Genomic DNA, 24,556 nt, shown 5'->3' with positions numbered 1-24,556 from the left:
GGGGGTTCAGTGCCAGGTGTGATCGGTGATCGGGGTGCGCGGCCCGAACTTGGGCCGGTGCGCCTGCCCGCTGATCTCCAGCAGCCGCACTGCCCGATAGCGGTGCGGCCGTAGCGGTTCCAGGTATTCGACCATGGTGTCGTCGTCGATCGGATGGCCGAGCAGCGTCCAGCCCACCACGGCGGCGAGGTGGAAGTCGCCGACCGACAGCGCGTCCGCGTCGCCGAACGCCCGCTGGGCGATCTCGGCGGCGGTCCACACCCCGATACCGGTGATGGTCCGCACTCGGCGCGCCGCCTCGACCGGGTCGACATCGGCCGCGCGTTCCAGCGAACTCGCCACCCGGGCGGCGCGCACGATGGTCTGCGCGCGCTGCGGGCCGACGTTGGCCCGGTGAAACGCCCAGGACGGCACGCGCCGCCAGGTCTGTGCGTCCGGCGCCACCCGCATGCCCTCCGGCGCCGGTCCCGGCGCGGGATCGCCGAACTGCCGCACCAGCTTTCGCCACGAGGCGCGCGCCGCGACGGTGTGCACCTTCTGCTCCAGCACCGCCGGTACCAGCGCCTCGAACACCAACCCGGTGCGCAGCATGCGCAAGCCGGGGAATCGGCGATGGGCCTCGACGAGCTTGGGATGATCCGGCGCGAAGCCGTCCAGGTCCTCGTCCAGGCAGAGCATGTGTGCGAGCCCGTCCAGGAACTCTTCGGTCCCCGGACCCCAGGCTTGCGCTCGCACCGCGCACGGACCCGACTGGGTCAGCCGGTAGGTGACCGGCCCCGAAGCCATCCGGGAGGCGTGCCAGTGCGCGCCGTCCGGGGTCGTGCGATGGCACGGATCTCCGGCGCCGCGGCGCAGCGGAGCGATGGTGCTGGCCAGGTCGATCGGACGGTCGGAGGTGACGGTCCTGGCCTGACCGGTGGGACCGGTTCCCGGCTCGACCGTCGCGCTGTGCATCGGACCATTCTGCCCGACCGTCCGAACCGGTCGTGTTCAGCTCCACCGCAGATCCACAAAATCGTGCACGCCAACGTCATTCGGCCCTTGGGCGATGCCGGCAATGCATCACCGCAGCGTGCCGGTATTTTGTAACGCGAAGAATAGGGGTGGCGATATTCGAGCGATCGGCAAACACCCGGCAGAGTTGTTCGCTCTGGTCGGTTCGCGCCGAGTATCGTCCCCGGTCGCTGTATGGAGGTATCGCATGATCACCAACCTGCTCAACTGGTTGCTCAACGCCTGGGGTGGCGTTTCCGCGGGCAGTTCGGGTTACCAGATCCCGCCGGGCACCCTGCCTTTCGGTAGCTGATCGGGGCCGTGCCCGCGTCGCGTTTGCGTCCGATGCAGGCTTGGAAACCTCACTACTGCACCAGGAACTGCGCCAGATGGCGGGCGGGGCGGTCGGCCAGCTGGGCCGCCTGGGTACGGCAGGAGAAGCCGTCGGCGAGGAATACCGTCTCCGCCGCCGCGGTCCGCAGGGCGGGCAGCAGGCCGTTCTCAGCCACCGCGACCGAAATGTCGTAATGGCCGCGTTGCATTCCGAAGTTTCCGGCCAGACCGCAACAGCCGGTGATTTCGGTCACCGTAATTCCCATTCTGGTTAACAGTTGGCGATCGGCGTCGAAGCCGAGCACCGCGTGCTGGTGACAATGCGGCTGCACCACCACCGAATGGTCCGAGCGGCGCGGCGGGCGCCAGTCCGGTTGGTCGGTCAGGAATTCGGCGAGCGTGCGTACCGCCCGTGCCGTCGGCGCCGCGCGCGGATCCTCCGGCAGCAGTTCGGGCAGGTCGGATCGCAGGACCGCGGTGCACGAGGGCTCCAGGCCGAGCACGATGCCGCCGCCGCGGACGTGTTCGTCCAGTGCGTCCAGCGTGGCGCGCAACCGCGCCCGCGCACCGTCCAACTGTCCGGTGCTGATCCAGGTGAGCCCGCAGCACACCCGCCGGGCGGGAATGCGCACCCGATAGCCGAGCGAGTGCACCAATCGCGCTGCGGCCATGGCTATCTCGGGGTCGAACGCGTCGGTGAAGGTATCCACCCAGAGCATCACCTCGGGCCGTTGCGCTGCCGCGTCTGGATGTGCTTGCCCGGGCGCGAAAGGCTCGTCACCGAGGTCGCGCCACCTCCGCCGGAAGCTGCGGTCCGCGAGCCTTGGCACCGGCCTGCGCGGGTCGATCCCCGCCGCGCGCAACCCGATTCGCCGCAGGGGACCTATCTCGGCGAGCGCGTTGGCGGCCCGCGGCACTCTTGTCGCCAGGGACAGCCACCGCGGCAACCACCCGAGCGAATAGTGGTCGAGCGGCCGCGGCCTGCGCCGGTAACGGCGATACAGCGCCTCGGATTTGTAGGTGGCGACGTCGACCCCGGCCGGGCAGTCCGAGGCGCAGGCCTTGCAGGACAGGCACAGATCGAGGGACTCGGCTACCGCGTCGGACGACCACGTCAGCGCGCCACGGGCCACCTCCTGCAGCACCCGCGACCGACCGCGGGTGCTGTCCTTCTCATCCCTGGTGGCCAGATAGGACGGGCACATGAAGCCGCCGCTCGCGCGGGTGTCCGCGCGGCACTTCCCGACGCCGACGCAGCGGTGCACCGCCGTGCTCAGATCACCGTTGTCGTGCGGGAACGCGAACCCGCCCGCGGCGGGCAACAGGGGCAGCCCGGCCACCCGCAGATCGGCGTCGAGCGGTCGCGGCGCCACCAGCACGCCGGGGTTGAGCACGTTGTCCGGATCGAAAAGTGCCTTGTACCCGGCGAATACGTCGAGCACCGGCCGGGAGTACATGAGCGCGAGCAACTCCGAGCGCGCGCGGCCGTCGCCGTGTTCACCGGACAGTGAGCCGCCGTGGCGCACCACCAATTCGGCGGCGTCGAACAGGAACCGCCGGAAACGTTGCGGGGCCTCGGCGATCGGAAGGTCGAGCCGCACGTGAATGCAGCCGTCGCCGATGTGGCCGTATAGCAGCCCGTCCACCCCGTGGGCCCGCGTCAACTCGGCGAAATCCCGCAGGTAGGCGCCGAGTCGTTCCGGTGGCACCGCCGCGTCTTCCCAGCCGGGCCAGGCCGGATGCCCGTCCGGTGTGCGACCGGCCAACCCCGCGCCGTCTGCGCGGATGTGCCAAAGCGCCGCCGCTGCAACCGGATCCGTGACGATGCGCGCGTCCACCGCCGCGGCCGAGCGGCGTAGCTGGTCGGCCCCGGCCATGGCCTCGTCCCGGCTCTCGCCCGCGGTCTCCACGAACAGCCACCCGCCGCCGCGCGGCAGCTCGGGCACGGTGCCGCGATGGGTGCGCACCGCGTCGACCAGCCGCGCATCGATGCCTTCGACGGCGGTCGGTTTGCAGGCCAGCACGGCGGCGACATCATCTGCGGCAGTGGCGATATCGGGGTAGCCGAGCACCGTGAGCACGGTCGCCCGCGGCAATGCGACCAGCTCGACGGTGGCGTCGAGCAGCAGGCCGCAGGTGCCCTCCGACCCGACGAACGCCTTCGCGACCGACGAACCCCGTTCGGGCAGAAGATGTTCGAGTCCGTACCCCGACGCCTGCCGATCGAAGCGGCCCAGGTCGGTGCGCAGTACCGCGAGGTTCGCCCCGGTGAATTCGGCCAGCCCCGGTAGCACGGACAGCTCGTCCGTGAGTCGCCGCTCGACGCCGGTGCCGTCGAGAATGCGCAGTTCCCGCACCGTATCCGAGGTGCGTCCCCAGGCCACCGCGCGCGGGCCGCAGGCGTTGTTGCCGATCATCCCGCCGAGGGTGCACCGGTTCTGCGTGGAGGGGTCGGGGCCGAACCGCAGCCCGTATTGCTTTGCGGCGCTCTGTAATTGCGCCAGCACCACGCCGGGCTGCACCCGGGCGAGGCGGGTCTGCGGATCGAGTTCGACGATCTGCCGCATATGCCTGCTGAAATCCAGCACCAGTCCGGGGCCGATCGCATTGCCCGCCACCGAGGTGCCGCCGCCGCGCGCGGTCACCGGCAGGCCTTCGTCGCGGGCGAATTCCAGCGTGGTCCGCACGTCCTCGTCGCCGCGCGGAAAGATCACGGCCCGCGGCGGCACCCGATAGTTCGACGCGTCCGACGCATACTCCGCCCGTCGCCGCTGCGATGTATCGACCTCACCCGTGAGTCGCCCCCGCAACGCCGCCAGCACCCGGTCCTCGGTCACCACGCCAGCCTAGGTCCTGTCTCCAAGTCCCGTCCGGCGCCGCCACGGACCAGCTCGCCGCCTGGCCACGTCGCCGAGACAACCCCGGTATCGGCTCAGCCTTGCCGTGCGACGAGCTGAACCGCGGCGATACCGGCCGGGCTTCGAGACAGGGCCTGCGCGTGGCCCCCGCAGTCGGCGTTTGCCGTGTCGCGTGGCCGACCGGTTTTGCCGTGCGCCGAAGAAATGCCCGCGGGATGGGCTTGTGCTCAACCTTTGTTGAGGTCTTAGTGTCGGTGCCGAGGGCTTGAATGGGTGGGGAGTGAAAGGACTCAAAAGGTGAGTATCGAATCGGTGGCGTGGAGCCAGATGTACCGGCGGGCGAACGCGCCGGAAGAGCAGCGGCCGTTCCGCCTGGCCACCGCGCGCCGCATTCTCCGGTTCGCCGCCCCGCATCGGCGGCGGATCGGTGCGTTCCTGCTGTTCAGCGTGCTCGCCGCGCTGCTCGGCGTGGCGACACCGGTGCTGGCCGGGCGGGTGGTCAACGACATCGTCGGCGGGGCCGCGCCGCGCGTCGTGATCACCCTGGCCGTCGTGATCGGACTGATCGCCGTGGTCGATGCCGTGCTCGGCGTGCTGATCCGATGGTTGTCCTCGCGCATCGGCGAGGGCCTGATCCTGGATCTGCGAACCGCGGTGTTCGATCACGTGCAGCGGATGCCGGTCGCGTTCTTCACCCGGACCAGGACCGGCGCGCTGGTCAGCCGGTTGAACAACGACGTCATCGGCGCGCAGCGCGCGTTCAGCGACACGCTGTCCGGGGTCATCACGAACCTGGTGACCTTGGCGCTCACGCTCGCGGTGATGGTGCGGATCTCGTGGCAGATCACCCTGCTGGCCCTGGTCCTGCTCCCGGTCTTCGTGGTGCCCGCCCGCCGGATGGGTAATCGGCTGGCCGGCCTGCAACGCGAGGCGGCGGGTCTCAACGCGGCCATGAGCACCCAGATGACCGAACGGTTCTCCGCGCCGGGTGCGACGCTGGTGAAGCTGTTCGGCAGGCCGCGGCAGGAGTCCGACGAGTTCGAGCTGCGCGCCCGCCGGGTCCGCGATATCGGCGTCCGGACCGCGATGTTGCAGACCGTGTTCGTCACCTCGCTGACCCTGGTGTCGGCGCTCGCGCTCGCCCTGGTTTACGGCCTCGGCGGGTGGTACGCGCTGCGCGGCCAGCTCGACGCGGGCGCGGTCGTCTCGCTGTCGCTGCTGCTCACCAGGCTCTACACCCCGCTGACCGCGCTGGCCAGCGCCCGGATGGAGATCATGGCCGCGCTGGTGAGCTTCGAGCGGGTGTTCGAGGTGCTGGATCTGAAACCGCTCATCGAGGACGCGCCCGATGCGGTCGCGGTGCCCGGCGGGCCGGTCGCGGTGGAGCTGGACGATGTCACCTTCGGCTACCCGGCCGCCGACAAGGTCTCGCTCGCCTCGCTGGAAGACGTGGCGACGTTGGACACCCGCGGCGGGGTCGACGTGCTGCACAACGTCTCGCTGCGCGCCGAACCCGGCCAGCTCGTCGCGCTGGTCGGCTCGTCCGGCGCGGGCAAATCCACGGTCGCGCAGCTGGTTTCGCGGCTGTACGACGTGGACAGCGGCGCGGTGCGGCTGAACGGCACCGACGTCCGGGACCTGAGCACCACCTCCCTGCGCGATACGGTCGGCCTGGTGACCCAGGACGGGCACCTGTTCCACACCACGATCCGCGCGAATCTGGCGCTGGCCCGCCCGGAGGCGACCACCGACGAACTCTGGGATGCCTTGCAGCGCGCCCGGTTACGCGACCTGGTCGAATCGTTGCCCGACGGGCTCGACACCGTGGTCGGCGAGCGGGGTTACCGCCTCTCCGGCGGCGAACGGCAGCGCCTGACCATCGCCCGCCTGCTGTTGAAGCAGCCGCGCGTCGTCATCCTGGACGAGGCGACCGCCTCGCTCGACTCCACTTCCGAAGCCGCGGTGCAGGAGGCGCTCTCCGAAGCGCTGGCGGGCCGGACCGCGCTGGTCATCGCGCACCGGTTGTCCACCATCCGCGCCGCCGATCAGATCCTGGTGCTGGAAGACGGCCGAATCATCGAGCGCGGCAACCACACCGAACTGCTGGCCGCCGGGGGACGGTACGCCGAGCTGTACCGGACCCAGTTCGCCGACGAACCGGCGACCGTCGCGGCCTGACGGGTCCGGCCCCGATGCCTGAGGGGTCATCGGGGCCGGATGCCGTCGGTGCTATTTCGCCGCTGCGCTGTCGGCGGAGCAGTCCACGTCGGTGTCGGGCAGTGCGCCTGCGGCGAAGTAGGTGTTGATCGCCTCGTTCACGCAACTGCTCAGGTCCGGCCGAAAAGTCAGGTGGATACGCACATCTCGCAGCGTGACCAACTTCGACGCGCTCAGCTGCTGGTGCAGCCGTAGCGCGTGCTGGTACGGCGTGCGCGGGTCGCCGGTCGACTGCACGATCAGCGCGGGCACCGCATTGCGCACCACCGTCGGCGCCTCCACCGGTCCCGGCCAGAACGCGCACGGTTGGATATTGCCCGCCATCGCACCGAAAACCGGCTGGGTGGTGCGGGTTTCCTCGATCGTGCGCCAATACCAGCCCGGATCCCGCGGCACACCCGCGTCACCGCAGGCGATCTGGGCCAGCGTCGAATTCTCGCCGTCGCGCAGCGCGGTCAGGATCGCGGCGAGCCGGGGCGTGCGAGCCTTGGCCGGCGGGCCGCCCGCCGCGTCGGCGATCTCCCGGAGGGTCTGGGCCAGTGCGTCGTTCAACCGGAAGTTCATCAGCATCCCGTGCAGCACGAACGGCAGCCAGTGGTCGTCGACGGCGAAATCATCGATGACGATCGACTGCCGTGCGGCCGTGCGGATCAGCTGCTCGACCGTCGCCCGCACCTGCTGCGGCGTACCGCCGAACCGGTATGTCTCGTCCTTCGTCGCGGCCCAGGCGGCCCAGTCGTCCAGCGCGTTCTCGTCCGCCGGCCCCCAATCCTGCACCAGCCCCGCCCAATACCGGTCCGGGTCGATGGCGCTGTCCAGCACGATCCGCCCGCTGCGGGCCGGAAAGAGTTGCGTGAACACCGCGCCCAGATAGGTGCCGTAGGACGTGCCGTAGTAGTCGAGCGTCGGCTCGTCGAGGACGCCGCGCACGACGTCCATGTCCCGGGCGGTGTTGCGGGTGGTGAACTGCCGCATCATCTCCGGGTCGTGCACCAGGCAGCCGGCGGCCATGCCCGCGGACTGCACGGTGTCGTGCACGAAGCCGGAGAGATCCAGGCCCGCCGACCGGACCATCTCACCGACCGGCCAGCCGCAGCGCTTGCTGCGCCCGGATTCGCCGACGCCTCGCGGATCCATCCCGATCAGATCATGGGTGGCCAGCACGTCCGGGGACAGCACGTCGCCGAGCAGATCGATGCTGTCCAGGCCTTCGGCGCCGGGCCCGCCCGGGTTCGCCAGCAAGATCCCTTGTCGCCGGGCGGGTTCGGCCGCCTTGACCCGGGAGATCGCCACCGTCATGGTGCGGCCGTCGAGCTTGCCGTAGTCCAGCGGCACCAGCACGTCCGCGCACTCGCCGCCTGCTTTGTCCAGATTGTCGATGCCGCAAGGCTTCCAGGCGAGCTGCTGCCGATAGAACCGTTCCATGCCGCCGGGCGCCGGGTCAGCGCCGGGCGTGGCGCTGCCGTACCCGGCCACCGGCACCGTGGCCAGCAGCGACACCGTCAAGACCGCCAACGAACGCCGGAACAGCCGCACCACCACCAGAGTTCGCCTCTCCCGCACACACCTCATCGCGCAGGCAACGGTAACGGATCGGCGCGGGTTCGGCTCAGGCGCGCAGCGGGCTCAGCAGGGCAGTGCGCGTTCGTCCAGGACGCAGCGGCCCTCCTCGACCAGCGTGGTCCGGGCTCGCCGCCGCACGCGACAGCGGTCCACGGTGCAGTCGAGATGCAATTGCATTGCCGCGTGGGCTTGTTCGACGGTCATGATGCCGGGGTCGGCGCCACAGGCCAGCATCGCCGCCACATGCATGTTGAGATTGGTGAGCTGCATCAGGCGACTCCCGCCGGCAGGGCCGTGGCTCGCCACCGATTTCGAGACGGAACCGGATGCTCGGTTTCCCAGGATGATTGCCGCACCGCCATCCCCACCGCCTCCAGCGCGGTGAGCCCGACCTCGTCGGCGAGGTCGCCGACCACGTCCAGCAGCGCCGGCACCACTTCGGCAACCCGCAGCGCCGCCACGGCCTGCGCGCACGTCAGCGTGCGACCGGGCAGGTAGGACACCACCCAGCTGCCGTCTCCGACGCTGCGTGCTCGGTGGGTAGTGAGATCGCTGGTCATCAAGGACGACGCGATGACATGTACAGCCATGACTCCTCGTTCCTGCGGGCGACTCCTGGTGAGTGCCCGGACAACGCCGGGCATACTTCCAGCACACCATTGCCGGGGAGGTGAAACAACGCCCGCGATGGATATCCAAAAATTTCGCGCGAATTCCCAGCACGAAAACCAGCCGGGAGGGCAGGATTCTCCATAGTGGACGAAAGAGCCCGCTGCCCAAGCGAAGTGACGGGGAACCGAGCTTGCTGGTTGCCCCCGCCTGTCCGCGGGTGAGCAGCCGAACACAGAACGGAGCGTGCTGTGTCAGCGAGTTCGGCAAGAGCGTCAACGAGTTCGGAGCGAGTGTCCGGAAATCACGACAGACCGTCCGGTACCGAGAGCGCTTCCTCTACCCTACCGCGCCGGCAGCTGGGCCGGTACCTGCGAGATTGGCGCACCCAGGCGGGTCTCACCATCGCCGAGGCCTCGCGGCTGATGGAGTGGGGCGCAAGCACTTTGCAGCGGTTGGAGAAGGGCCAGGCCGACCGCATCCGCACCATCGATATCCAAGAGCTGTGCCGCATCTACGGCATTCCGGACGAGCTGGCCGACGGTCTCAAGGGCCTGGCCCAGCAGGCCGCGGTCAAGAGCTGGTGGCATGCCTACGGTGACCTGATACCCGAAAACTTCGATGTCTACGTGGGTTTGGAAGCATCGGCCCAGCAACTCAGTTCCTACCAATCGGAACTGGTACTGGGTCTGCTGCAAACCGCGGACTACGCAAAGGCGCTGCATCGTCTCGGCTACCCGGGTGATTCCGAGGCGGAACTGGAACGCCGGGTGCAGTTGCGGTTACAGCGCCAGGCCCTGATCTCCCGGCGGGCCTCCCCCGCGACCGTTGCCGTGGTGTTGCACGAGTCGGTCTTGCGCCGCGTGGTCGGTGGCGCCAAAGTGATGGCGGCGCAGCTACGACATCTTGCGGATTTGAGTACCAACGACAATGTTGCTGTGCGTATCCTGCCGTTCGCGGCCGGCATTCCGCTCGGAGATTCCACGGGGCCTTTCACCGTGCTCGAGTTCGGCACAGATAGCAAGGGACATCCGGTAGAGCCCCCAGTTGTGTATGTAGAAGGTTTCACCGGGGATCTCTACCTCGAAAGACCGGTCGACGTGCAGCGGTACCATCGGGCACACGCGTGCCTCCAGCGCGCCGCGCTGGATATTCAAACCAGTAGACATCTGCTCCGGCAGGTAGCGAAGGAGTTTGCGGCATGAGTATCGATCTGGCTGGGGCGCAGTGGTTTACGAGCACCCGCAGTGGTAGCAAGGATTGTGTCGAGGTGGCCTTTCTCGACGGCGGGCAGGTCGGCGTGCGCGACAGCAAGAATCCCGGCGGCCCGGCCCTGGTTTTCACCCCCGCGGAATGGGACATATTCACCTCCGGTGTGGCCGGCGGCGAATTCACCCGCGCCTGAGCGCGTGGCGCTGATCAAGGAGTTCGACTCGTGAGTGTCAACAGTGGTGCGAATGTCGACCTGTCCGGCGCGACCTGGCGCACGGCGGGCGAAACGGCGGGTAACGACAGCGTCGAGGTGGCGCTGCTGGCCGAGGGACACGTCGCCCTGCGCGACGGCAAGAACCCGGACGGGCCCGTGCTGGTCTTCACACCCGCCGAGTGGGCGGCGTTCACGGCGGGCGTACAGGACGGTGAGTTCGACCGTCCGCAGTAGTAACGGCAGGACGGCCTGGCCGCGGCGGATGCTGGCCGGGCTCGTCGACGCGCCGTGGTCGAGCGTTTCGCTTGGATAACATTTGGGTAGCCCATACTTTATGGACCGTGGGTTGAAGAACTCCCACTCCCCGTACAAGAAATTACGTCCGGGCGATTGGGTGGAATGGCTGATCGTCACGCTGCTGTTCGCGGTGACCTCGATCGGCGTCTTCCTCCTCACCGGTTCACTGGTGCAGGCGCTGCTGGTCGGGGCGCTGGTGTGGGTGGTAGCCCTCGGCGTGGTCGCGATCTTGTAAAAGGTGGTCCGGAAATAGCAGTGCGCACCGGCCGAGAATGTCTCGGCCGGTGCGCATCCGGGTATTTCAGCGGCGGAACAGCTTGTTGCCCAACCACACCAGCGGATCGTATTTCCGATCGGCCACGCGCTCTTTCATCGGGATCAACGCGTTGTCGGTGATCTTGATATGTTCCGGGCAGACCTCGGTACAGCATTTGGTGATATTGCAGAGGCCGAGACCCTGTTCGTCCTGCGCCAAATCGCGCCGGTCGCCGACGTCGAGCGGGTGCATCTCCAGCTCGGCGATCCGCATCAGGAACCGCGGCCCGGCGAACGACGTCTTGTTCTCCTCGTGGTCACGCACCACGTGGCAGGTGTTCTGGCACAGGAAGCATTCGATGCACTTGCGGAACTCCTGCGAGCGCTCGACGTCCACCTGCTTCATCCGGTAGTCGCCCGGCTTCAGATCCGCGGGCGGGGTGAACGACGGAATCTCGCGCGCCTTCTGGTAATTGAACGAGACGTCGGTGACCAGATCCTTGATCACCGGGAAGGTGCGCATCGGGGTCACCGTGATGACCTCGGCCTCGGTGAAGGTGGACATCCGGGTCATGCACAGCAGCCGCGGCCGCCCGTTCACCTCGGCCGAGCACGATCCGCACTTGCCCGCCTTGCAGTTCCAGCGCACGGCCAGATCGGGGGCCTGCGTCGCCTGCAGCCGGTGGATGATGTCGAGCACCACCTCGCCCTCGTTCACCGCCACGGTGAAGTCGTGCAGTTCGCCGCCCTCGAGATCGCCGCGCCATACGCGGAATTTGGCGTCGTAACCCATCGCTACGCCTCTCGCTCTGTCGAATTCCCGGCTGTCGCCGGGTGCCCGGCGAGTTCGGCCGGGGTGTAGTACTTTTCGAGCTCGCCGAGGTCGAAAAGGGCGAGCAGCTCCGGCCGCATCGGAACCTGGTCCTTGGGCGTCACTGTGACGTCGGGGATGGCCTGGCCCGTCGTGCTCTGATCCACCGCGCATACCAACAGCTTGTTGCGCCAGTCGGCATCCATCGACGGGTGATCGTCGCGGGTGTGCCCGCCGCGGCTCTCGGTGCGCAGCAGCGCCGCCTTCGCCACGCACTCGCTGACCAGCAGCATGTTCTCCAGGTCGAGCGCGAGGTGCCAGCCCGGGTTGAACTGGCGGTGACCCTCGACGGTGACCTGCTGGAACCGGGCACGCAGCTCGTCGAGCTTGGCGAGCGCCTCGCGCACCTCGTGTTCCTTGCGGATGATCCCGACCAGGTCGTTCATCGTCTGCTGCAGATCGGTGTGCAGGGTGTACGGGTTCTCGCCCGCGCCCTCGGCCGGCGGATCGAACGGTGCCAGCGCCACTTTCGCGGCCGCGCTGATATCGGCATCCGAGACCGCGGGACGTTCGGTGAGCCGTTCGACGTACGCGGCCGCGCCCAGGCCGGCCCGGCGGCCGAACACCAGCAGATCCGAGAGCGAGTTGCCGCCCAGCCGGTTGGAGCCGTGCATGCCGCCGGAACACTCACCGGCCGCGAACAATCCGGGCACGGTCGCCGCGCCGGTATCGGGATCGACCTCGACGCCGCCCATCACGTAGTGACAGGTCGGGCCGACCTCCATCGGCTCCTTCGTGATGTCCACGTCGGCGAGCTCTTTGAACTGGTGGTGCATGGAGGGCAGTCGCCGCACGATCTCCTCGGCGGGCATCCGCGAGGCGATATCGAGGAACACTCCGCCGTGCGGGGTACCGCGGCCTGCCTTGACCTCCTCGTTGATCGCCCGCGCGACCTCGTCGCGGGGCAGCAGGTCGGGCGTGCGGCGCGCGGAATCGTTGTCGCGCAACCACTGATCGGCTTCTTCCTCGGTCTCGGCGTACTGCCCCTTGAAGACCGGCGGGATGTAGTCGAACATGAACCGCTTGCCTTCGGTGTTCTTGAGCACCCCGCCGTCGCCGCGCACACCCTCGGTGACCAGGATGCCCTTGACGCTCGGCGGCCAGACCATCCCGGTCGGGTGGAACTGCAGGAACTCCATGTTGATCAGCGTCGCGCCGGCGCGCAGCGCGAGCGCGTGACCGTCACCGGTGTACTCCCACGAGTTCGAGGTCACCTTGTACGACTTGCCGATGCCGCCGGTCGCCAAAACCACTGCGGGCGTTTCGAACAGGATGAAACGGCCGGATTCGCGCCAGTAGCCGAACGCGCCCGAGATGCGGTCGCCGTCCTTGAGCAGTTCGGTGATCGTGCACTCGGAGAAGACCTTGATCCGCGACTCGTAGTCGCCGGTCGCCGCGAAGTCCTCCTGCTGCAGCGAGACGATCTTCTGCTGCATGGTGCGGATGATCTCCAGGCCGGTCCGGTCGCCCACGTGTGCGAGCCGCGGGTAGGTGTGGCCACCGAAGTTGCGCTGGCTGATCCGGCCGTCGGCGGTCCGATCGAACAGTGCCCCATAGGTTTCCAGCTCCCACACCCGGTCGGGCGCCTCCTGGGCATGCAGTTCGGCCATGCGCCAGTTGTTCAGGAACTTGCCGCCGCGCATCGTGTCCTTGAAATGGGTCTGCCAGTTGTCCTTCTCGTTGGCATTACCCATCGACGCGGCGCAGCCGCCTTCGGCCATCACGGTGTGCGCCTTGCCGAACAAGGATTTGCACACCACCGCGACGGAATGGCCGTGTTCCCTGGCCTCGATCACCGCGCGCAATCCGGCGCCACCGGCTCCGATCACGACGACGTCGTACTTGTGCCGTTCCACTTCTGGCATGGCCGCGAATACTCCTGGGGTTGAGGCGGATCAGTTGATGAACCGCAAGTCCGAAATCGTCTTGCTGGCCACCAACATGACGTAGAAGTCGGTCAGCACGAGGGTGCCGAGCGTGGTCCAGGCCAGCGCCATATGCCGGGTGTTCAATTTGGAGACCTGGGTCCAGAACCAATAGCGCACCGGATGCGCGGAGAAGTTCTTGAGCCGACCACCCGCGATATGCCGGCAGGAATGGCAGGACAGGGTGTAAGCCCACAGCAGGATCACGTTGACCCACAGCACGATATTGCCGAGGCCGAAACCGAAACCGCCGTCCTTGCCGTGGAACGCGACCGCCGCGTCATAGGTGTTGATCACCGAAACGAGCAGCGCCACATAGAAGAAGTAGCGGTGCGCGTTCTGGATGATCAGCGGCAACCGGGTCTCACCGGTGTACTTGGCGTGCGGCTCGGCGACCGCGCAGGCGGGCGGGGAGAACCACACGGCCCGGTAGTAGGCCTTGCGGTAGTAATAGCAGGTCAAACGGAAGCCGAGCAGGAACGGCAGCACGACGAAGCCGAGCGGCAGGATCGCGGGCAGGTCGCCGAACGGCGTGCCGAAGTGACTGGACCCCTCGACGCACGAGGTGCTCAGGCACGGGGAATAGAACGGCGTCAGGTAGTGGTAGTCCGGCACCCAATATGCCGTTCGCACATAGGATCTGATCGTCGCGTAGATGACGAACGCGCCGAGCCCGAGCACCGTGATCAACGGCGGTACCCACCATCGATCGGTACGCAGCGTGCGCTCGGAGATTCGGGCCCTGGTCTTGCTGAAGACGCCGGTCCCCGTCTCCGGGGTGGCGGTCGGTGCGGCACTCACAGGTGGATGCCTCGCTCTGCTGTGCGGGGGGATCGATTCCCTCCGCAATCGAATGTGATGCCCAGCACCATACGACACCCCCGCTATCGCTCGAGCGGGGTCCCGGCATTCCGGACCCGCCGGGATGCCCGTGATTTGCGCCACATTCCATGTCGCTTCAACAGACAGCGCAGAGCGGTGAACGGACCGCAAACACTTCGAACTCGACTAAAACGGAACAGGATTCGAGCAAGGTCGCCCGGAACAAAACCTCGGGTTGAAATCACGACGCGCCGATCGTCACACGGCGGCAACAAATCTGTGGTCACCTTTCCCCGAGATGTACCCGCTGACGTGCACCGATGGGCACGGCAGCGGCCGCGTCCACCTCGACCGGCAGTGCCGGTGCGGTGCGGACGCGGCCGGGGGAAGGAGAGCCAGGTGAAAAGAGCCGCGATCGTCGCGCCGGTCCGCACGCCGAGCGGGATCGAAGGGGGCGCACTGGCCGGGATGCCGCCGGAATGGCTGGCCTCGACCGTGCTCGCCGCGGTGGTCGAAGGTTCCGGCATCGACCCGGCCCGGGTCGAAGATGTCGCGCTGGCCTGCGTCGACGGCGGGCTGCCCGCGGGGCCCGAACTGAGCAGAGCGGCCGCGCGGGGTGCGGGTCTACCGTTGGCCGTACCCGGCTTTCTCACCGATCGGCGTTGCGGCAGCGGCCTGCAAGCGGTGCTCACGGCCGCGATGATGGTGCAGACCGGTGCCGCCGACGTGGTGGTGGCGGGCGGGTGGAGTGCGCCCCGGCGGTCGGCGCTCGCCCCGGCGTGCCGGTCGACCCCGCTGTTTTGGCGAATGCCGAGGACCTGGCGCGCTACTACGGCATCGGCCGGGCCGACGCCGACGAGTTCGCGGTGGCCAGTCACCGCAAGGCGGCGCGCGCCTGGCGGCAGGGCAAGTTCGCCGCCGAGGTGATTCCGGTGGGGGTGATCGATGAGCCCGCCCATGGCCTGCGCGGGCACGATCGAGGCAGCGAAGGCACTGGGGGCCACCGGATCCTGCGCGATGAGGGGGTCGATGACGAGGTCTCCGCCTACAGCTTGGCGGCGTTGCGCCCGTTGCGGTCGGACGGTGTGGTGACCATGGGCAACATGAGCGCACACCGGCGCGGCGCGGCCGCCTGCCTGGTGGTCGCCGAGGATCGGCTCGCGGATCTCGGCCTGACGCCGACGGCGTACCTGGTCGGCTGGGCCGCGGCCGGAAGTGATTCGGGCCCAGCGACTCTCGGCGTCGCACCGGCCGTGGCCAAGCTGCTCGGGCGCACCGGGCTGCGGCTCGACGACCTCGATCTGGTCGAGGTGGACGAGGGGTTCGCGGTGCAGGTGCTGGCGTTGACGAGGGCCTGGGATTTCGATCCGCGGGAACGGCTCAATGTGAACGGTTCGACCATCGCGCTCGGGCATCCGGTCGGCGCGACCGGCCTGCGCATCATGACCACGATGCTGCACGAACTCGCCCGGACCAACGGGAGTTACGGACTGGAGGCCATCGCGCTCGGCCACGACCACGGCATCGCGGCGCTGTTCGAATCGGCCGGGTCCACCCCGGTGCCGGATGTCCCCCGTGGTGCCCGGTTCCATGGCGCGCGGCCGAATCGTCGCTTCGGCCGGCACCGGGCCTGAGCACACAGCACATCGCGGGCCCACCGGCACGGAACGGGCCCGCGAAGTATCTGTCCGGACCTACTTGGTGCGCGGCCGGGAGTGGAAGCCCAGACCCTCGTCCTGTGCGCCCATCCAGGCGGCCTCGTCGGATTTGCTGTCCGGGACGTAGATGGTGTCCTGCGGACGGCGACGCACCTCCGGCGGCGGGGCCTGCTCGATCTCGTCGGCGTCGATGACGAGCCGTTCGAGGTCGTTCTCCAACCGGCGCACCATGTTCGCGTCGCCATAGTGCGTCCGCAGTGCGCCGATGGATTGCCGGAGCTGGCCGACCGCATAGCGGAGTTCCGCGATTTCGCTGCGTGTCATCGATACCTCCTGTGTTCCTGGCGGCACATGCGAACTCGGTGGGTAGCGGTTCGTTCCATGGTCTGCCAGGAAACGCGCGTCACCAAGTCGTGTGACTCACCACACAACGTGATCTCTAACACAGTACAGAAGGAATCGATTTCTGGCTCGTCGAGTAGCGATCTTCGGTAGTTCGCCCAAAAGTTGCCCGTGACCGGCCGTCGGCGCTGGTGTGAAACACCGACGGCCGATGTGTCAGCCCGCGACCGCGTACTCCGGGCCCTGTCCGCGCAGGGTGCCGACGACCTGGTCGACCAGTCCGGCGAGAGACAGCGCCACCTCCTCGGCGCGTTCGAAGATCACGCTGTGTCCCGCGCCCTCCAGCGGCACCAGCTGCGATCCCGCCAGCTGTGACGCGAGCACCACCGAGTGCGCGAACGGCACCACGATGTCCGCGGTGCCCGCGAGCACCAGGGCGGGGATGCTGCCGAGCCGGTGCAGGGTCGCCGTCTCGTCGAAGGTCATCAGCGAGGCGAGGAAGCTCGACATGGTCAGCAGCGGGGTCTCGTTCAGCATGGCGGTCGCGACCGCGACCATGCGCGGATTGACCCGTCTGGTACCGGAATTCGCCGCGCGCATGATCGGCTCGAAGATCCGGCGCGACATCCGCTTGGAGCCCTGCATCACGCGGGGCGCGCGCACCACCGCCACCTGCAGCGAGTGCACCGCGCGTCGTTTCAGGAAGCGGCCCAGACCGACCTCGGTGAGGCCGTTGGCGGCGCCGGCGATCAAGCCGACGCCGACGATGCGGGTGCCGATCGTTTCCGGGAAGAGCCGCGCATAGGCCAGCACCACCATCGCGCCCATCGAATGCCCGACCAGCACGACCGGCCCGGTCGGTGCGACGGTGCGCAGCACGGTGTCGAGGTCGTGCCCGAGTTGGTCGATCGTGTAGGTCGAGGGGTGCGCCTCGCCGGATTCGCCGTGCCCGCGATGGTCGTAGAACACCATCCTGGTGTCGGCGTCCGCCCAGCGGCGCAACAGGTGATCGCGCAGGAAAGACCAGGATTCGGTGCGTAAGCAGTGCCCGTGCGCGAACACGACGGTCACCGTCGCGGTATCGCCGCCGAACACGCGGACCGACAGCGGGACACCGTCCGTAGCCGTCACCGTGACACGGTGACCGTCGTAGTCGGCAGCGCAGCGCGAAATAGTCATGGACATGACGACCTCCTGTGGAGGGTGCATCCAAGCGGATCGTTCTTGCCCGGTTGTCGATAGATATTTCCGCCCCGTTACCCCCACATACCAGGCGTTACGCACAAGTTGTCCAACTGAAGCCGACACGTACCCCCACCCCCTACCTCTCCCCCGACCTGCAAAATCTACAGATCTATAGATATAGAACTAGATCGCGATAGAGAGTCATGTGGACGCCGCTCATCGAATCTGTGGGTATCGAGTCGATTTCCTAGAGGGGCCTAGATTTCGCAATCCAGCGTCGGCCGACGACTACAGGAAAATCTATCGCTATCTAGTGTTTGGCTGATAGAAGGGAATATTTGTCGGTTCGGGGAGCGTGGCGGGGTCGCGCTCCTGGGATGGGAGCGCGACGATGCCGGGTGAGTCAGGGGGTGGGTTTGCGGGTGGAGGGGAGGAAGGGGCGGAGGAGGTTTGGTTCGGTGGAGGGGCCTACCTGCCATTCGGCGATCCAGGGGCCGGTGCCTTCGCTGGGGTCGAAGACGCCTGCTTCGAGCCAGGTGTAGCGGCTGTCGAGGACGCCGCGGGTGAGGGTGCGGTCTTCGGTGTCGGTGTTGTCCCAGAGCGCGTCGAACAATGCGCGCACGCGGACGCGGGACTGTTTGGCGAAGATGTCGGCGAGTTCTTCGGCGGCCGCGGCCTCGGGGGCGTTCGCGGTGCGCAGCGCGTGCGCGCGTACGCAGGCCGCCGAGATGGCGAACAGTTCGGCCGCGATATCGACGATGCGGCCGAGGAAGTTCTGCTTGTACTCCAGACCCGCCTGCCAGCGGCCCATGGCATACATCAGCGACCGCGCCTGCTTGCGCGAGCTGCGTTCGACGAACCGCAAATGCTTTGCCAGCACCCCGAATTCGGAGAAGGTGGCCGGTGTGGTGCCCGCGCCGACCGCCAACTGCGGGAACCACTTCGCGTAGAAACCTGCCGCGCCCACGGCCGCTTTCGCCTTGTCCTTGAACTCGGCTTTGCGGTCGACCAGTGCACCGGCCGCGGCCATGTGCGCGTCGGCCATTTCCCGGGCGATCAGCAGCCGCATGATCTCGCTGGAACCTTCGAAGATGCGGTTGATGCGCAGATCCCGGACGAGCTGTTCGGCGCCGACCGCTCGTTCGCCGCGGGCCGCGAGCGAGGCGGCCGTCTCGTAGCCGCGGCCACCGCGGATCTGCACCAGCTCGTCGGCGATGGTGCAGCTCATCTCGCTGGCCCACAGTTTGGCCAGGGCCGCCTCGATCCGGATGTCGTTGCGCGCCTCGTCGCACATGGCGGCGGAGAGATCCAGGGCCGCTTCCAGCGCGTAAGTCGTTGCGGCGATGAAGGATATCTTCTGCCCGACGGCCTCGTGCTCGCCGACCGGACGCCCCCACTGCACGCGGGCGGCGCTCCATTCCCTGGCGATCTTCAGCGACCATTTGGCGGACGCGGTGCACAGCGCGGGGATGGCGAGCCGGCCCGCGTTGAGGGTGGTGAGCGCGATCTTCAGGCCGTCGCCCTCGCGCCCGATCAGGTTGGCCTTGGGCACCCGCACGTCGTGCATTCTGGTGACGCCGTTCTCGATGCCGCGCAGACCCATGAACGCGTTGCGCCGCTCGACCGTGATGCCCGGCGAGTCGGCTTCGACGACGAACGCGGAGATGCCGCCGCGGTGTCCCTCGCTCTTGGGCACCCGCGCCATCACCACGAGCAGTTCGGCGACCACGCCGTTGGTGGTCCACAGCTTGACCCCGTTGAGCAGGTACGCCTCGCCGTCGTCGGTCGGCACGGCCGAACTCGCCATCCGGGCCGGGTCGGAGCCGACGTCGGGCTCGGTGAGCAGGAACGCGCTCACCGCGCCCGCGGCGCAGCGGGGCAGGAACTCGGCCTTCTGTTCGGCGGTGCCCGCGAGCTTGAGCGGTTCGGGCACGCCGATCGACTGGTGCGCCGAGAGCAGCACGCCGAGGCTGGGGTGCGCGGAGCCGACGAGCATCAGCGCGCGGTTGTAGCCGAACTGGGAAAGTCCTTGACCACCATGGGATTCCGGAATCTTGAGCCCGAAGCAGCCGAGTTCGGCCAGACCTTTGACGTATTCGTCCGGGATCCGGCCCTCGGTTTCGATCACCCGCCCGTCGATGGATTCGCAGAACGGCCGCAGCCGGGCCAGGTAGGCCTCGGTGCGCGCGGCGTCTTCCGCGCTGGGCCGTGGGTAGGGGTGGATCAGATCCAGCCGGAACCGTCCGAGAAACATCTCCTTGGCGAACGATGGTTTGGCCCAGGTGGTTTCGCGGGATTCCTCGACCAGTGCGCGGGCCTGTTCTTCGGTGGCGTCGACTTTCGCGGCAGTCGCCATGATGTCCTCCTCGGACGTGATCAGGATCACATTCGAGTGTAAGAACTTTAGTTACCGGCCGGTAGGGCTTCGGGTCGATTGGTTTCTATGGATCTCTAATGATCTTGATAGACAGTCTGATTCGATGCGCGTGCCGAGCTCAGACGCTGCGGAGGTAGCGGCCGAAGTGCGGGACCGTGAAGCCGATGGTGCCGCGCTCGGCCGAATAGATGAGCCCCTTCTTGATCAGTCCGTCCCGGGCCGGCGAGAGCGAGGCCGGTTTGCGGCCGAGTTCGCTGGCCACCGCCGCGGTGGCGACCGGACCGTCGTCGCCGGCCAGATCGGCCATGGCGCGCATGTACTCTCGCTCTGCGGGCGTTGCCCGTTCGTAACGGGAACCGAAGAAGCCGACCGCCAGTTCCTCTTCCGCGCTCGGCGCGGCCACGTCCACGTCCTCGGCGGTGATCGGGCTCTCCGGCGCCTGGTCCCAGGCCGCCTTCCCGTAGGCCTGCACGAAGTACGGATATCCGTCGGCCCGCTGGTACAGCGCGTCCAGGGCGTCGTCGGTGAACTTCACCTCTTCGCGCTGCGCGGGCGCGATCAACGCCAGATCGGCGGCCGCGCGCTCGAGCCGGTCGATGCGGTGATAGCTGAACAGGCGCTCCGAGTAGCTCTTCGAGGCGGACAGCACCGCGGGCAGGTGTGGCAGTCCGGCGCCGACCACGATGAGCGGTGCCGCATCCTGGCTCAATTCGTGGCAGGCGCCGCAGATCGCGGAGATGTCGGCCGGGCCGAGATCCTGCATCTCATCGATGAAAATCGCGATGCCGACACCGATTTCGCCCGCCAGCGCCGCGGCCTCGACCAGCAACTCGACCAGGTCGATCTCGATGTCACCGGAATCGGCGCGGCCGGTGACCGCGGGCACGTCGATGCCGGGCTGCCACCGTTCCCGCATGCCCTTGTCCGCGGTGGCGCGCAGCGCGAACGCCTTGAGGATGCCGAGGAAGTCGTCGACCCGTTCCGGATTGCGATGCGCCATCGCGATCGCGCGCACCGCCATGTGCAGCGCGGAGGACAGCGGGCGGCGCAGTTCCTGGTCCGGCCGGGCTTCGATCTTGCCGGTGCCCCAGCCGCGGGAGATGGCGGCGGAGCGAAGCTGGTTGAGCAGCACCGTCTTTCCGACGCCGCGCAGCCCGGTGAGCATCACGCTGCGTTCCGGACGGCCCCGCGCGACGCGCTCCAGCACGATGTCGAAAGCGGTGAGTTGCTTGTCGCGCCCGGCCAATTCGGGTGGGCGCTGTCCGGCTCCGGGAGCATACGGATTCCGCACGGGGTCCATACCCGCACACCGTAGCGCGTCCGGTCCGGGAAATCTGCCGACATCTACGGCGTGTCCTAGATACGGCTAGCGGTGGGTATTGCACGATTGCTCTTGTACTGCGGAAGTCACTACGCTGAGGGCGATTCCAGCGAGTATCGGAGGGGCATGTCCGACGAACCCACCCCGACCACCGCCGAGGTGGTCGAGTCCTGGAACGTACCGGCCGGTGCCACCGTGGCGCGGCGCATCCGGTCCAACATCCTGGTCGCGATAGAACGCGGCTATGACGATCCGCAGCTGGTGGCCGATCTCGCGGTGGGACCGTTGGTGATGGCGCTCGGCCAGCTCGAGGTCGGCCTGGCCGATGCGCAGCGCCGGATCGTCGAGCTGGAACAGGCGCTCGGCGGCGACGGCACGCGTCGCGCCGGTCGCGAATTCTGAGGTCTCCCTGTCCGATTCGTCCTGTCGCGCGCCGTTCCGTGACACCCGCGCACCCCGCGATATCGTGTCGTGACCCGCTGGGCGTGTCGCGATTTCGGGCGATCGTCCAGGCACTTTCAGTTCGGCTTAAAACATGCTGGTCTGTGCGCTGGACAACACCGCGTCGACATCGTAATCTCTTCGTGACTTAGTGGAGTCCTGTCGTTTCGAAAGAGAAGCGGCGCCACGGAGTTACCGCCTTATCGGCTGTCGGGGCCATCTACCCGGCTGTCGTGCCGGGATCACCCGAGTGTGTTGGTGACGGTGATGCCTTGCGGCCATTTTCTGGTCAGCTGCCCGGTCGGCGGGAGAGCACGAAGATCGGAGACGTAGCTCGGTGGGTAAACACAGCTTGCAGCGGGATTCTCGCTTGCCGAATTCCGTCAAGGGTGCCGTCGTGATGGGCGCGCTGGCCGCAACGACCGGGGCCATGCCCGCGATCCCGGCGATGGCCGCGACCATCAACATTCCCGGTGTCGGCAACTTCGATGTTCCTGTTCCGCAGGAATACGAGGCGCCGGTCCAGCAACTCAATCAGCAGATCCAGCAGGCTGTCTCGGCGATGCCGAATGCGCAGGCCCCCGGCGGCCAGCAGCAGGTCGCGCCCGGAGTGCCGAACTTCGCGCCGAACATGCCCGGGATGTTCAATCCCGCGCCCAGCGCCAGCGATATCGCCCTCGACGCCGCCAAGACCAAGGTCGGCGCGATGTACTCCTGGGGTGCCGCGGGCCCGTCGAACTTCGACTGCTCGGGTCTGGTCCAGTGGGCCTACCGTCAGGCCGGCATCGAACTTCCCCGCACCAGCTTCGAGCAGTCGCATGTCGGCGCTCCGGTGGCCTTCCACAACCTGCAGCCCGGCGACATCGTCGTGACCAACGGCGGCGCCCACGTCGGCATCTACGCGGGTGACGGCAAGCTGCTGAACGCGGTGCAGTCCGGCGAGCCGGTCACCTACACCTCGCTGCGCGCCGACCAGGTGGTCACCGCACGCCGTATCGTGTAAGGCGTGTCCCCCGCCGATAACGGCATCCGTACCCACGGAACTACGAATACCGCGACGCAGGCCCGAGTCGATTCCTGGACTTGGGCCGTGCGTCTGTTCAAGACGAGATCCGCCGCCGCCGAAGCGTGCCGCGGCGGACACGTTCGGGTCAACGGCACCGCCGCCAAGCCGGCCCAGCCGGTCAAACCCGGCGACGAGGTGCGCATCCGCAGCGGCGGTATCGAACGCATCGTGATCGTCGAGCGCATCGTCACCAAACGGGTCGGCGCTCCGATCGCCGCGCAATGCCTGATCGATCGCTCCCCGCCGCCGCCCTCCCGCGAACTCCTCGCCGCCATGCCGCGCCGTGACCGCGGCTCCGGCCGCCCCACCAAACGCGAACGCCGCGAAACCGATCGCCTACTCGGCCGCACCGAAGACCTCGGCCCGCTCGACGACCTCGGTCGAACCGACGACTGAGCCCGCCTGCTGAACGCGCCGAGATCTCAGCGCTCGTTTGTGCTGTCCGCCTTCGCCGCCCGGGCCGCGAGCCGGCTCGCCGCGACGGCGCCGGCGACGATCGTGCAGAGGGCACCGAGCATCAGTGCCGCGGCCTCTCCGGCCACCAGCACGTGCAGCTCGGTGCCGACGGTCACCGCCGCGACCGGGACACCGATTTGCGCGGCCGCGAGCGCGCCGTAACCGATCGGTTGACCGATCAGGCGCGGGGCCAGGTGGACCAGGAGCGCGCCGGCGCCGAGGGCCAGGCCCAAGGCGATGAGTCGCGGATTCTCGCCGAAGTCCCGCAGATTGAGCCGGGCGCCGAGCCAGACGAAGAACAGCGGCGCGAGGAAGCCGTCGCTGATGGCGAAGAGCTGGCGCGCCACCCGCCGCGGTTCGCCGACCGCGGCCACGGCCAGTCCGGCGGCGAAACCCGCCAGCATGATCGACACCCGGGTCTGCGTGGCGACCGCGCACAGCGCGAACAGCACCGCGAGGCTGACGCGCAGCTCCAGGGCGAGACCGCGATCCTCGGAGATCCGGTGCACCCGCCGCCGTGCACCCGACTGCTCCACCCAGCGCAAGAGCGCGAAAAGTACAACGGCACAGGCGGATACCGCGAGTGCGCCGAGCGCGGCCCGCCCCGCATGCCCCGGATCGATCGCCAAGGGCAGCGCGACCACGCAGACGGTGTCGGCGATCGCGACCTGCGCGGTCAATGCGAGCACCGGCTTACCGCGCAGTCCGAGCGAGTCGATGATCGGCAGCACCAGCGCCGCCGAGGACGACGCGAGCAGCACGGCGTACATCGCACCGTGCCCGGTGCCGAACCAGTGGGCGATACCGAAACCCGCTGGCACGGCGAGCAATCCGACGAGCACCGCCCGCAATGCGCCCACACCGAGGGCGGCGCGCACCGTCGGATCGCGCACCGGCACGTGGGTGCCGGCGACGAACATGACCACGGCGAAACCCATGTCCGCCAGGAACGTGAAGATCGGATCCGCGCTGTGCAGCACGCCGAATCCGGTGGCGCCGAACACGATTCCCGCCACCACCTCGCCGAGCACCACCGGTAGGTGCCATGCACTGCGCAGCGCGAGCAGCGGACCGCACAGGCCCAGCGCGAGCACCAGCGCGAGGGTGGAGAAGGTCACGGCAGGGCGGCGATCTTCGCGGGAATGGCGATGTTCTCATCGGCCCAGTGGATGGCGCACACCCGGTGATAGCCGTCGGCGATCACCAACGGGGTGCCGGTGCGAAAGTCGCCGCGCACCAACAGGATCGGTGACAACGACTTGCCATTGTTGATCTTGATCAGATCCCGCCGCACGTGCGCGTTCTCCGGCGGCAACAGTTCCAGCCGGGCGGCCCGCAGAATATCCTTGGCCTTCTTGTACGAGAGGGGCGCGGCCCGCAGGTCGTCCACCACGGCGCGCACGATCTTCGGCCCGGCCAGCAACTCCAGGTAGTCGGCCGCCGCCGGATAGTCGTGCTCCTCGGGCTCGTCCTTCCACTGCACGGAAATCGTCTCGGTCGCCATGCCTTCATCTTGGCGGCCACCGCCCCTGATCAGCGGG

The 24,556-nt window shown here is 68.0% G+C and carries 24 protein-coding genes; 10 read left to right on the top strand and 14 right to left on the bottom strand.

Going from position 1 to position 24,556, the window contains the following annotated elements; translation table 11 throughout:
* Positions 1–6 precede the first annotated feature (6 nt).
* Together O3I_RS41900 and O3I_RS41895 are read right to left on the bottom strand one after the other, a co-directional pair.
* On the bottom strand, positions 7–954 hold the full coding sequence (locus tag O3I_RS41900) for a DNA-3-methyladenine glycosylase family protein (protein ID WP_014989151.1): 948 nt from the start codon (positions 952–954) through the stop codon (positions 7–9).
* Between the two features lie 404 nt (positions 955–1,358).
* Complete coding sequence (locus O3I_RS41895) at positions 1,359–4,166, bottom strand: FAD-binding and (Fe-S)-binding domain-containing protein (protein ID WP_014989149.1); 2,808 nt, start codon at positions 4,164–4,166, stop codon at positions 1,359–1,361.
* Between the two features lie 315 nt (positions 4,167–4,481).
* On the opposite strand from O3I_RS41895, the gene O3I_RS41890 reads away from it, so the two are divergent.
* A complete protein-coding gene (locus tag O3I_RS41890; RefSeq protein ID WP_014989148.1) occupies positions 4,482–6,362 on the top strand; it encodes an ABC transporter ATP-binding protein in 1,881 nt (626 codons plus the stop codon).
* 51 nt (positions 6,363–6,413) lie between these two features.
* Here the strand turns inward: O3I_RS41890 and O3I_RS41885 are convergent, their stop codons facing one another.
* From O3I_RS41885 to O3I_RS41875, 3 genes are all read right to left on the bottom strand, one after another.
* On the bottom strand, positions 6,414–7,943 hold the full coding sequence (locus O3I_RS41885; RefSeq protein ID WP_014989147.1) for an alpha/beta fold hydrolase: 1,530 nt from the start codon (positions 7,941–7,943) through the stop codon (positions 6,414–6,416).
* 84 nt (positions 7,944–8,027) lie between these two features.
* The gene (locus O3I_RS41880; RefSeq protein ID WP_014989146.1) at positions 8,028–8,234 is read right to left on the bottom strand and encodes a hypothetical protein; all 207 of its coding nucleotides are present in this window, start codon (positions 8,232–8,234) and stop codon (positions 8,028–8,030) included.
* Positions 8,234–8,554, bottom strand: coding sequence for a hypothetical protein (locus O3I_RS41875; protein WP_014989145.1), 321 nt, complete (start codon positions 8,552–8,554; stop codon positions 8,234–8,236). Before O3I_RS41875 ends, O3I_RS41880 begins: the two co-directional genes overlap by 1 nt.
* 312 nt (positions 8,555–8,866) lie before the next feature.
* On the opposite strand from O3I_RS41875, the gene O3I_RS41870 reads away from it, so the two are divergent.
* From O3I_RS41870 to O3I_RS41855, 4 genes are all read left to right on the top strand, one after another.
* Positions 8,867–9,778, top strand: coding sequence for a helix-turn-helix domain-containing protein (locus tag O3I_RS41870; protein ID WP_014989144.1), 912 nt, complete (start codon positions 8,867–8,869; stop codon positions 9,776–9,778).
* Entirely contained in the window at positions 9,775–9,978 is a 204-nt protein-coding gene (locus tag O3I_RS41865) for a DUF397 domain-containing protein (protein WP_041563211.1), read from the top strand. Before O3I_RS41870 ends, O3I_RS41865 begins: the two co-directional genes overlap by 4 nt.
* 30 nt (positions 9,979–10,008) lie before the next feature.
* Entirely contained in the window at positions 10,009–10,233 is a 225-nt protein-coding gene (locus O3I_RS41860) for a DUF397 domain-containing protein (RefSeq protein WP_014989142.1), read from the top strand.
* A 112-nt stretch (positions 10,234–10,345) separates the two neighbouring features.
* On the top strand, positions 10,346–10,531 hold the full coding sequence (locus O3I_RS41855; protein ID WP_226887113.1) for a hypothetical protein: 186 nt from the start codon (positions 10,346–10,348) through the stop codon (positions 10,529–10,531).
* A 66-nt stretch (positions 10,532–10,597) separates the two neighbouring features.
* On the opposite strand, the gene O3I_RS41850 is transcribed toward O3I_RS41855, so the two are convergent.
* From O3I_RS41850 to O3I_RS41840, 3 genes are read right to left on the bottom strand one after another with little or no spacing between them, the layout of a single operon-like run.
* Positions 10,598–11,344, bottom strand: a complete 747-nt coding sequence (locus O3I_RS41850) for a succinate dehydrogenase/fumarate reductase iron-sulfur subunit (RefSeq protein WP_014989140.1) — start codon at positions 11,342–11,344, stop codon at positions 10,598–10,600.
* Positions 11,345–11,346: 2 nt separating this feature from the next.
* Complete coding sequence (locus O3I_RS41845) at positions 11,347–13,287, bottom strand: fumarate reductase/succinate dehydrogenase flavoprotein subunit (RefSeq protein WP_041563209.1); 1,941 nt, start codon at positions 13,285–13,287, stop codon at positions 11,347–11,349.
* Positions 13,288–13,317: 30 nt separating this feature from the next.
* The gene (locus tag O3I_RS41840; protein ID WP_014989138.1) at positions 13,318–14,148 is read right to left on the bottom strand and encodes a hypothetical protein; all 831 of its coding nucleotides are present in this window, start codon (positions 14,146–14,148) and stop codon (positions 13,318–13,320) included.
* A gap of 420 nt (positions 14,149–14,568) precedes the next feature.
* Between O3I_RS41840 and O3I_RS46990 the strand changes: the two genes are divergently transcribed.
* Together O3I_RS46990 and O3I_RS46985 are read left to right on the top strand one after the other, a co-directional pair.
* Complete coding sequence (locus O3I_RS46990) at positions 14,569–15,096, top strand: hypothetical protein (RefSeq protein WP_337587876.1); 528 nt, start codon at positions 14,569–14,571, stop codon at positions 15,094–15,096.
* On the top strand, positions 14,988–15,803 hold the full coding sequence (locus O3I_RS46985; protein ID WP_424769594.1) for an acetyl-CoA acetyltransferase: 816 nt from the start codon (positions 14,988–14,990) through the stop codon (positions 15,801–15,803). Before O3I_RS46990 ends, O3I_RS46985 begins: the two co-directional genes overlap by 109 nt.
* A 60-nt stretch (positions 15,804–15,863) precedes the next feature.
* Here the strand turns inward: O3I_RS46985 and O3I_RS41830 are convergent, their stop codons facing one another.
* The 4 genes from O3I_RS41830 to O3I_RS41815 form a co-directional block, all read right to left on the bottom strand.
* Positions 15,864–16,151, bottom strand: a complete 288-nt coding sequence (locus tag O3I_RS41830) for a hypothetical protein (RefSeq protein WP_014989136.1) — start codon at positions 16,149–16,151, stop codon at positions 15,864–15,866.
* A 234-nt stretch (positions 16,152–16,385) separates the two neighbouring features.
* Positions 16,386–17,348, bottom strand: a complete 963-nt coding sequence (locus O3I_RS41825) for an alpha/beta fold hydrolase (protein ID WP_041565004.1) — start codon at positions 17,346–17,348, stop codon at positions 16,386–16,388.
* A gap of 409 nt (positions 17,349–17,757) precedes the next feature.
* Positions 17,758–19,710 carry an acyl-CoA dehydrogenase family protein gene (locus tag O3I_RS41820; RefSeq protein WP_041565003.1) on the bottom strand — a complete coding sequence of 651 codons (1,953 nt, stop codon included), beginning with the start codon at positions 19,708–19,710 and terminating at the stop codon, positions 17,758–17,760.
* A 139-nt stretch (positions 19,711–19,849) separates the two neighbouring features.
* Positions 19,850–21,031, bottom strand: a complete 1,182-nt coding sequence (locus tag O3I_RS41815; RefSeq protein WP_014989133.1) for an ATP-binding protein — start codon at positions 21,029–21,031, stop codon at positions 19,850–19,852.
* 147 nt (positions 21,032–21,178) lie between these two features.
* On the opposite strand from O3I_RS41815, the gene O3I_RS41810 reads away from it, so the two are divergent.
* The 3 genes from O3I_RS41810 (at position 21,179) to O3I_RS41800 (ending at position 22,955) form a co-directional block, all read left to right on the top strand.
* Entirely contained in the window at positions 21,179–21,454 is a 276-nt protein-coding gene (locus O3I_RS41810) for a hypothetical protein (RefSeq protein ID WP_014989132.1), read from the top strand.
* 439 nt (positions 21,455–21,893) lie between these two features.
* Positions 21,894–22,496, top strand: a complete 603-nt coding sequence (locus O3I_RS41805) for a C40 family peptidase (RefSeq protein ID WP_014989131.1) — start codon at positions 21,894–21,896, stop codon at positions 22,494–22,496.
* A 3-nt stretch (positions 22,497–22,499) separates the two neighbouring features.
* Positions 22,500–22,955 (top strand): RNA-binding S4 domain-containing protein, encoded by a 456-nt coding sequence (locus O3I_RS41800; protein ID WP_237748221.1) that lies wholly within the window; start codon positions 22,500–22,502, stop codon positions 22,953–22,955.
* 26 nt (positions 22,956–22,981) lie between these two features.
* Here the strand turns inward: O3I_RS41800 and O3I_RS41795 are convergent, their stop codons facing one another.
* Both O3I_RS41795 and O3I_RS41790 read right to left on the bottom strand, forming a co-directional pair.
* Positions 22,982–24,133 carry a cation:proton antiporter gene (locus tag O3I_RS41795; RefSeq protein ID WP_014989129.1) on the bottom strand — a complete coding sequence of 384 codons (1,152 nt, stop codon included), beginning with the start codon at positions 24,131–24,133 and terminating at the stop codon, positions 22,982–22,984.
* On the bottom strand, positions 24,130–24,519 hold the full coding sequence (locus tag O3I_RS41790; RefSeq protein WP_014989128.1) for a hypothetical protein: 390 nt from the start codon (positions 24,517–24,519) through the stop codon (positions 24,130–24,132). Before O3I_RS41790 ends, O3I_RS41795 begins: the two co-directional genes overlap by 4 nt.
* Positions 24,520–24,556: the final 37 nt, after the last annotated feature.

It is taken from the genome of Nocardia brasiliensis ATCC 700358, from assembly GCF_000250675.2.
GTDB classification, from domain to species: Bacteria; Actinomycetota; Actinomycetes; order Mycobacteriales; family Mycobacteriaceae; genus Nocardia; species Nocardia brasiliensis_B.
This window is presented reverse-complemented; position numbering and strand designations above follow the sequence as displayed.

Coding starts and splice junctions, on each gene's coding strand:
- O3I_RS41900 (WP_014989151.1), bottom strand. CDS start 954: ATGCACAGCGCGACGGTCGAGCCGGGAACCGGTCCCACCGGTCAGGCC.
- O3I_RS41880 (WP_014989146.1), bottom strand. CDS start 8,234: ATGCAGCTCACCAATCTCAACATGCATGTGGCGGCGATGCTGGCCTGT.
- O3I_RS41875 (WP_014989145.1), bottom strand. CDS start 8,554: ATGGCTGTACATGTCATCGCGTCGTCCTTGATGACCAGCGATCTCACT.
- O3I_RS41865 (WP_041563211.1), top strand. CDS start 9,775: ATGAGTATCGATCTGGCTGGGGCGCAGTGGTTTACGAGCACCCGCAGT.
- O3I_RS41850 (WP_014989140.1), bottom strand. CDS start 11,344: ATGGGTTACGACGCCAAATTCCGCGTATGGCGCGGCGATCTCGAGGGC.
- O3I_RS41845 (WP_041563209.1), bottom strand. CDS start 13,287: ATGCCAGAAGTGGAACGGCACAAGTACGACGTCGTCGTGATCGGAGCC.
- O3I_RS41830 (WP_014989136.1), bottom strand. CDS start 16,151: ATGACACGCAGCGAAATCGCGGAACTCCGCTATGCGGTCGGCCAGCTC.
- O3I_RS41825 (WP_041565004.1), bottom strand. CDS start 17,348: ATGACTATTTCGCGCTGCGCTGCCGACTACGACGGTCACCGTGTCACG.
- O3I_RS41820 (WP_041565003.1), bottom strand. CDS start 19,710: ATGGCGACTGCCGCGAAAGTCGACGCCACCGAAGAACAGGCCCGCGCA.
- O3I_RS41815 (WP_014989133.1), bottom strand. CDS start 21,031: ATGGACCCCGTGCGGAATCCGTATGCTCCCGGAGCCGGACAGCGCCCA.
- O3I_RS41810 (WP_014989132.1), top strand. CDS start 21,179: ATGTCCGACGAACCCACCCCGACCACCGCCGAGGTGGTCGAGTCCTGG.
- O3I_RS41805 (WP_014989131.1), top strand. CDS start 21,894: ATGGGCGCGCTGGCCGCAACGACCGGGGCCATGCCCGCGATCCCGGCG.
- O3I_RS41790 (WP_014989128.1), bottom strand. CDS start 24,519: ATGGCGACCGAGACGATTTCCGTGCAGTGGAAGGACGAGCCCGAGGAG.